Source organism: Duganella hordei, assembly GCF_040369125.1.
In the GTDB taxonomy this organism is placed as follows: domain Bacteria; phylum Pseudomonadota; class Gammaproteobacteria; order Burkholderiales; family Burkholderiaceae_D; genus Rugamonas; species Rugamonas hordei.
Genome location: NZ_BPWI01000047.1, coordinates 1 through 1417, shown reverse-complemented (window position 1 = coordinate 1417; position 1417 = coordinate 1). Strand labels below are relative to the sequence as shown.

At 57.2% G+C, this 1417-nt stretch carries 1 protein-coding gene; it reads left to right on the top strand.

Annotated features, from left to right (window positions below):
- The first annotated feature begins 80 nt into the window (after positions 1 to 80).
- Positions 81 to 1409 (top strand): IS4 family transposase, encoded by a 1329-nt coding sequence (locus ABWW33_RS32940; protein ID WP_353405620.1) that lies wholly within the window; start codon positions 81 to 83, stop codon positions 1407 to 1409.
- Positions 1410 to 1417: the final 8 nt, after the last annotated feature.

Here is a 1417-nt window from a genome sequence, read left to right as displayed (position 1 = left end):
CTAATGCCGTTAAGTTAAGGAACTAGGCCGGCCCCAGTTAGTTGTTGTAAACATGCGCGAAGGCTGTTAACCTTCGCGCCATGCTTTCCGACGTTCTCCCTTTGACCACGTGTGACTTGCCAGCTCCGGACTGGGGCCGGCTTGGGGAGCAGTTGCCCGTCGAATGGATCATGGGAGCATTGAGCTACACCGGCAAGGCGAGTATTCGGCAGCGGCGTCTGCCGGCGGAGCAGGTAGTCTGGTTGGTCATCGCGCTAGCGATCTACCGACATCACTCAGTGCGACAAGTGCTGGGTGAATTGGAACTGGCGCTGCCGGATCTGAAGGACACTTGCGTCACTGATAGCGCTGTAACGCAAGCACGTCAGCGGCTGGGCGAAGAACCGTTGGCGTGGCTATTCTCAACGTCCGCGCGCCATTGGCAGATGCAAGACGCCCATCGTTCCGACTTCCACGGCCTCCAACTGCTCGCCATGGATGGGACGACCCTGAAATTAGCCGATAGCGCGGAAAACCGGGCACATTTCGATTCGCCACACTTCGCCAAGGGAGCTTTGGCCAGTTACCCCCATGCCCGCATGGTGACATTGGCTGCGCTGCGCACCCAGTTGGTCTTGGCCGCCGATTTTGGTCCCTATAGCAAAGGCGAGATGAGCTTTGCCTTGCCGTTGCTAGACGATATACCCGACCATTCGCTGACGGTCTTCGATAAAGGTTTTCTAGCCGCCGAGCTGTTGCATAAACTTCGTACGCAAGGCCAGGAGCGGCACTTCCTCGTGCCGGCCAAGGCTAATACGCAATGGCGTCTTGTGAGCGGCGACAGTGAGGATGGCATCGTCGAAATGCGCGTTTCCCCACAAGTACGCAAGCGCGACCCCTCCATGCCCGAGCAGTGGCAAGCGCGTGCCATTGCAACGAAAGATCCGACGGGCAAACTGTGCTATTTGCTGACCTCATTGACGGATCGCCGGCGCTTCTCCGCCAAAACCGTCCGCGACTGTTATAGCGAGCGCTGGCAGATCGAAACGAGCTACCGCGAGATCAAGCAAACCATGATGGGGATGGCCCTATGCCTGCGCAGCCAAAGTGTCGCAGCAACCAGGCAGGAAATCTGGGGCATTCTTATCGCCTATAACCTCGTGCGACTAGAAATGGCGCGCACGGCCGACCAGGCAAAATGCGCTCCCAATGACGTTAGCTTTGTCTTCGCCCTCGGCATATTTCAGCTCGAGATGCTACATGCGGCCTCCGAACGGGCCTTGGGCAATCTACCAGGAACGATCAAACGGATGCGCGAGAGGATGATCCTCGAACTCAATGTCTATCGACCCGACCGGAAATTCGATCGGGTCACCAAAGCAAAACCGCAACGCTATCCTGAACGGAGGCTCAGGAAATCCTTAACTTAACGGCATTA